Source organism: Muriicola sp. (assembly GCF_049669965.1).
GTDB lineage: Bacteria > Bacteroidota > Bacteroidia > Flavobacteriales > Flavobacteriaceae > Muriicola.
Genome location: NZ_JBATLB010000100.1, coordinates 1 through 6,241, shown reverse-complemented (window position 1 = coordinate 6,241; position 6,241 = coordinate 1). Strand labels below are relative to the sequence as shown.

General features: G+C 42.7%; 4 protein-coding genes. 1 reads left to right on the top strand and 3 read right to left on the bottom strand.

The genetic code is table 11. The features are described from left to right. Nucleotides 1-29: 29 nt before the first annotated feature. On the top strand, nucleotides 30-644 hold the full coding sequence (locus WBM49_RS05405; protein ID WP_424371043.1) for a deoxynucleoside kinase: 615 nt from the start codon (nucleotides 30-32) through the stop codon (nucleotides 642-644). Between the two features lie 71 nt (nucleotides 645-715). Here WBM49_RS05405 and WBM49_RS05400 read toward each other — a convergent pair whose 3' ends face one another. The 3 genes from WBM49_RS05400 to WBM49_RS05390 all read right to left on the bottom strand — a co-directional run. Beyond that, nucleotides 716-3,130 carry a sodium-translocating pyrophosphatase gene (locus WBM49_RS05400; protein ID WP_424371042.1) on the bottom strand — a complete coding sequence of 805 codons (2,415 nt, stop codon included), beginning with the start codon at nucleotides 3,128-3,130 and terminating at the stop codon, nucleotides 716-718. 116 nt (nucleotides 3,131-3,246) lie between these two features. After that, on the bottom strand, nucleotides 3,247-5,742 hold the full coding sequence (locus WBM49_RS05395; RefSeq protein WP_424371041.1) for a DUF5686 family protein: 2,496 nt from the start codon (nucleotides 5,740-5,742) through the stop codon (nucleotides 3,247-3,249). Between the two features lie 161 nt (nucleotides 5,743-5,903). Continuing rightward, nucleotides 5,904-6,241 (bottom strand): transketolase C-terminal domain-containing protein (locus WBM49_RS05390; RefSeq protein ID WP_424371040.1); only part of this gene is annotated, 338 nt, incomplete at its 5' end.

Below are 6,241 nucleotides of genomic sequence, written 5' to 3'. Positions count from 1 at the left end.
AAAATACACAAGCCTAACACCAACATCCTATGCACATCGCAGTTGCCGGAAACATTGGGGCCGGAAAAACCACCCTCACGCAATTACTCTCCAAGCATTATAAATGGGAAGCACATTTTGAGGATGTGGTAGACAATCCCTATTTGGATGATTTTTACACCCAGATGGAACGCTGGAGTTTTAATCTGCAGATCTATTTCCTAAATAGCCGCTACCGGCAGATCCTTAAGATCCGCGAAAGTGGGAAGAATGTGATACAGGACAGGACCATTTATGAAGATGCCCATATTTTTGCACCCAACTTACATGCGATGGGACTTATGACCAACCGCGATTTCACCAATTATTCCAGCCTTTTTGATTTGATGGAAAGTTTGGTACAACCTCCGGATCTTCTGATCTATTTAAGAAGCTCAATTCCTAACTTAGTGAACCAGATCCACAAGCGCGGCAGGGAGTATGAGAATTCTATTTCCATCGACTATTTAAGTAGGTTGAATGAGCGCTATGAAGCCTGGGTACATGGATATGAAAAAGGAAATTTGCTGGTGATAGATGTAGACAATTTGGATTTTGTAGATAATCCGGAACATTTAGGTGAGGTGATCACCAGGATAGACGGAGAGATCAACGGTCTGTTCTAGAACTAAAATAACTTATATAAAAAAGACCCGTGAAATTCACGGGTCTTTTTATGTTTTTAGAAGTGACGTACTTAATTCTCTTCCACTTCTTTTTCAATGACCTTTTTGATCTTGATCTTAGCTCCCTCTTCCATTTGGTTCATGGCTTCGATCTCGGCTTTTACTTCTTCCATGGTTCCGGAAATCACTTTTTCTTCCATCATTTCTTCTCCATTTTCTGTCATGGTAGTAGTTATGGTTGCTGTAACGGTACCATCCTCATTCTTAGCCATTTCTACCATTACTTCTTTCTGCATAGTTTGCGCTACCATATCCATTCCTGCTTTCTCCATATTATAAGCAGATACGGCATCTGAAGACAAGGCAATACTAGGAGCAATAACCAGAGCAACTACAGACATCAGTTTTAACAAGATGTTCAAAGAAGGTCCTGAGGTATCCTTAAATGGATCTCCTACGGTATCCCCAACAACAGCAGCTTTGTGGGCGTCTGTTCCTTTGCGGCCGTCTGCTTCAATCATCTTTTTAGCGTTATCCCAGGCACCTCCGGCATTAGACTGGAAGATAGCCATCAAAACACCAGCAGATGTTACACCGGCCAATAGGCCGCCTAGCATTTCTGCTCCACCGATAAATCCAACAGCAACCGGCACAGCAATGGCTAATAGACCGGGCAATACCATTTCTTTGATGGAGGCTTTTGTAGAGATATCCACACATTTTTCATATTCCGCATAACCATCTGCCGCATCAAAAATAGCTCTATCGGCTGCAGAAGCTTTAGACATATCTGAATCGTGCTTGCGCATTACTTCCAGGGCCGCTTTCAATTGCGGGATATCCCTGAACTGTCTTCTAACCTCTTCGATCATTGCCATGGCTGCACGGCCAACGGCATTCATTGATAAAGCTGAGAAAACAAAAGGCAACATGGCACCTACTAAGAGTCCTGCCATAATTTGCGGTTGAGAAACATCAATGGAGGTCACATTAGCCACTTTCATAAAGGCTGCAAATAAAGCAAGTGCAGTTAAGGCTGCAGATGCAATTGCGAATCCTTTTCCAATAGCCGCGGTAGTGTTCCCGACAGCATCTAGTTTATCTGTACGCTCACGCACTTCTTTTGGCAATTCTGCCATCTCGGCAATTCCACCAGCATTGTCAGAAATAGGTCCGTAGGCATCAACGGCCAACTGAATTCCTGTATTTGCCAACATCCCAACTGCCGCAATAGCAATTCCGTATAGTCCGGCAAAATGATGAGACACCAAAATAGCTGCTGCAATCAATAATATTGGCACTGCTGTAGACATCATTCCTACACCTAGACCAGCAATAATGTTTGTAGCCGCACCTGTTTCGGATTGTCTTACAATGGCACTTACCGGTTTTGTTCCGGTACCTGTGTAATATTCTGTGATCTTCCCAACTCCCAATCCGGCAACAAGACCAGCAAGGGTTGCAAAGAATACCCCATTAGCAGTGTAATCAACACCGTTATATACCCATTCTGCCGGGATCATTCCCGTTATAATAAAAAAGGATGCGATAACCATTAAACCCGCAGACCCAAATTCACCAATGTTTAAAGCTGATTGTGGGTTTCCTCCTTCTTTTACTTTTACAAAGAATGTTCCTATAATAGACATTATAATCCCTACAGCGGCCAGAACTAATGGTAAATAAACTGCGCCCAGGCCTCCAAATTCGGGAGTAACGATATAAGCCCCCAATACCATGGTTCCAATAATGGATCCTACATATGATTCGAATAGATCCGCTCCCATACCGGCAACATCTCCTACGTTATCCCCTACGTTATCTGCAATGGTAGCAGGGTTCAATGGGTGATCTTCAGGAATTCCTGCTTCTACTTTTCCAACAAGGTCGGCCCCAACATCAGCTGCCTTGGTATAGATACCTCCACCAACACGAGCAAAAAGAGCAATTGAAGAAGCCCCTAAAGAAAATCCGGAAAGTACGTTCAATACCAGGGACACATTGTCTGCTCCGGGCCATATATTTTGATACCAGGCAAATAAGGAACTCAATCCTAAGACGCCTAAGCCTACTACCCCTAATCCCATTACGGAACCACCGGCGAAAGCTACTTCCAAAGCCTTCCCGAGGGAAGTTCTGGCTGCTTGTGTAGTCCTAACATTCGCCTTGGTTGCTACCCGCATTCCAATAAAACCAGCTAACCCGGAACAAATTGCACCTACTATAAATGAAAGTGCTACCATTCCGCTGGATCCGGCTTCATTTTCACCTTTGAAATAAAGGAGAACAGCTACAGCAGCAACGAAAATTGCTAAAATTTTGTATTCGGCCTTTAAAAAAGACATCGCCCCATCAGCGATATTTTTGGCGATCCTCGCCATTTTAGCATCTCCTACTTCTTGTTTGGAGACCCACATGTTTTTAAAGAAGACAAACAGCAAGGCTAGTACACCAAATGCCGGTAAGAGGGTTACGATTAGTTCCATATTGATTTGTTATTTATACTATTTAAACGGCTGCAAAAGTAGTAAAAGCGTTTAGAATATAAAAGCACAAAATAACTATATAAATCAAGGCCTTACACAAGGCGCAAAGACTTCCTTTAAAAATTAAAACCGAATGTGCCTGTAACGCTGAACGCTCGCGCATCAGGGTTTTCGAGGTAGTTACCTCTAAAATTAAAATCGATCCGGAAGATCTTAAAGATATTCCCTATCCCCAAAGAATACTCAAAGTAGATTTTATCTGTGGGAGCTATCAAGGGTATGTTAGTTGGACTGTTTAAGGCGATATTCTCATCAGACAATTGGCCCCAAACACCGCGTAAACCTACAATTTCCCTGAGGTTCCAGTTTCGGATAAGTGGAATTCTCGAGAAGAAACGACCATTGAAATTCTGTTCTAAATGCAGCGCAAAATAGGTGTCTGTAACAAACTCATAAAAATCGAGGTTGGGAAAGGTATTGTAGAGCGAAAACAGGGTTTGGTTCCCAGGCACCACATTCAATAAACTCAGCGGCACCGCTCCTGTGGTCTTCCCCATTTCTACGGTACTTAGCAAACGGCCAAAGCCACCAATCTGCCATGGCTGGGTATACGAAAACTGGTATTTTGCATAGCTGAAATCGCTTTCAAGAAATGCCTCAACTCCTCTGGTATAGTTAAAAAGCAGGGTAGCGTATTCATCATTTACATTACGGCGTTCCACCCCATAGCCAATGGTGCGTTTCCCCGGGGTATATATGAAGGTGGTCGTAAGATCGAATTGTTTTAATTCTGTAGATGTCCCCGTGGGCGATTCAGGATCGATGTATTCCAGGCTGAAGGCCTCCGGCAAGGCAGAACTCAGACTGCGTAGTGAACCGCCAAAACGAATGCGAAAATTGGTAAAGGGCTCTGCCTCCAGGTTTAGGGTGGTAAGATTGATGTTGGTTAAACGATCATTGTTTCCTACTGTAAGCACCGAAGAAGAAGCCACGCTACGTCCCAGTACATCATTGGTTGCCGTTAAGCTTAGCCCTAATTGTTCAATATCTCGTCTATTTCCGCCCGATAGGATGAGCCTACTTTTTTTATCGAGCAGCCATTTGGCAGAGAATCCGTGCTTTACCTTTTTATCCATAAAACCATAGGCCATATAACCTTCAAGGCGCCATGGATCGTTTTGTCCAAAATAGGTCCTTGCACCTCCTCGCAACCTTATTCCTTCGGCATCGTTGTATCCAAAGGTGCTGTAGATATCTCCAATATCCAGATTCCACTTATCGATCTCAACATAACCAGACCCAAGGATACTTACCAGGTTGTAATAGGATTTAAACTTGGGTACCGTTTTGAGGGTATCCAGTAAAGCATAAATACCAGCTTCATCTTTGTTAAGATTTTCGAGCCTGTTATTATTCCAGAAGACACTATCGCGCTCAAAGACCAGGGGATCAAAAGGATCTGATGCTGTTTTGTAAAAGGCATCTGTCTTTGGCTGATCGAATTTGTAATTGTCGTAGACTGTTGTGCGTTTACCGTATACCCCTTTGGAAGTTTCTTTTTTACTGAGACTGAAATCGGACAACATGTAATCTCGCTTCAAAAGGAAGATAGAATCATTCACCACCTCAAAATCTTGTTCTATATAGACTTCCTTTACCCAGTTAAGATTGGCGCTCCTGGTCACTTCCAGGTTGATCTTTTTCAGGGCAAAAGTGCTGTCATTTACCCAGAAATCTCCTTTAAAGGTGAGTTCGTTCTTCCGCCTTGGGTAGTAAATAATATGGTAGCACCATTTGTTGTCGATGTATGCACTGTCTGAAAGCACATAGTTATACACGTCTATGCCCGTGCGCGAAAGCGGACTGGTAAAACTCTTGTCAAAGAATTTAAGGTAATTGGCGTATACGTCATAATCTGAATACAGATCCTGGACAAAGGCCGTGATGGCCTGGTTGTTGCTAAAGCCAGAATTTTTATTCCCCAACACATCCTCACGTTCTTGCTGTAGTATATTGTTTCCATAAACCTTGGAAAATACCTCGTTCAGGAAAATAGGCAAATAAGTTTTCCCGGTGATCCTGGAGGTATCCAGGTCTGCGAAGACAAATTCGAGTCCTTTAAATACCTTGCTTTTCATCAGTGCACTATCTATGGTATTCAGGTCGAATTCTACCTTCTCGTATTTGTCGTACTCGTATTGTTTAAATTTTCTAAGTCCGTTGATCCTTTTTTTGGCCCAGATCTTTCTGAGGATGTCTATGGCCGGATTGTCCTTTTTCGATCGTTTTCCTACATAAATAACTACCTCATCTAATTGTTCGCCTCCTTCCGGCAAAACAATGTTCAGATCATAGGTTACTGCCGAGGTCAATGTAATTTCCTGAGTTTCATACCCAATAAACGAGACCACGAGGGTTTTGTGACTCCCCTCCGATTCCATGTAAAACCTGCCGTTATCATTGGTAATGGTACCTTCGGAAGAATTTTTAAAGATAACATTGGCAAAGGCAACGGGTTCGCCTGTCTCGTCCACCACGATCCCACTGACCTTGGTCTGGGCGTAGTTTACAAAACCGAAAAGCAAAAGGGTAAATAATAGAATTTTTCTCATAGTACTCCGGGCATCGCTTTGCCGGCACTTGTAAATAAACAGATCGCTGTACGGTCCTGACAGCAAAAATAATACCGTTTTCAATTACTAAAGTGGGGTAACAAAAAACTTCGTCCGGTTTTGCAGACGAAGTTCCTTATACCTTATTATATAATTCTTTTTTATTTATATAGTACCTTCTTCACAGCCTTTATCACATCCTCGTGATTAGGTAACCATTCTTCAAATAATACCGGGGAATAGGGAGCAGGAGTATCTGCGGTATTTATCTTTATGATAGGCGCATCTAAATAATCAAAGGCTTTGGATTGTACCAGGTAAGTAATCTGGGTGGCCACGTTGCCAAAAGGCCATGCCTCCTCGAGCACTACAAGTCGGTTTGTCTTTTTTACAGATTTTAAAATTGCCTCATTATCCATAGGCTTTACTGTTCTAAGATCTATGATCTCACAGCTGATCCCTTCTTTTTCTAATTCTTCAGCGGCTTTATAAGCTTCTT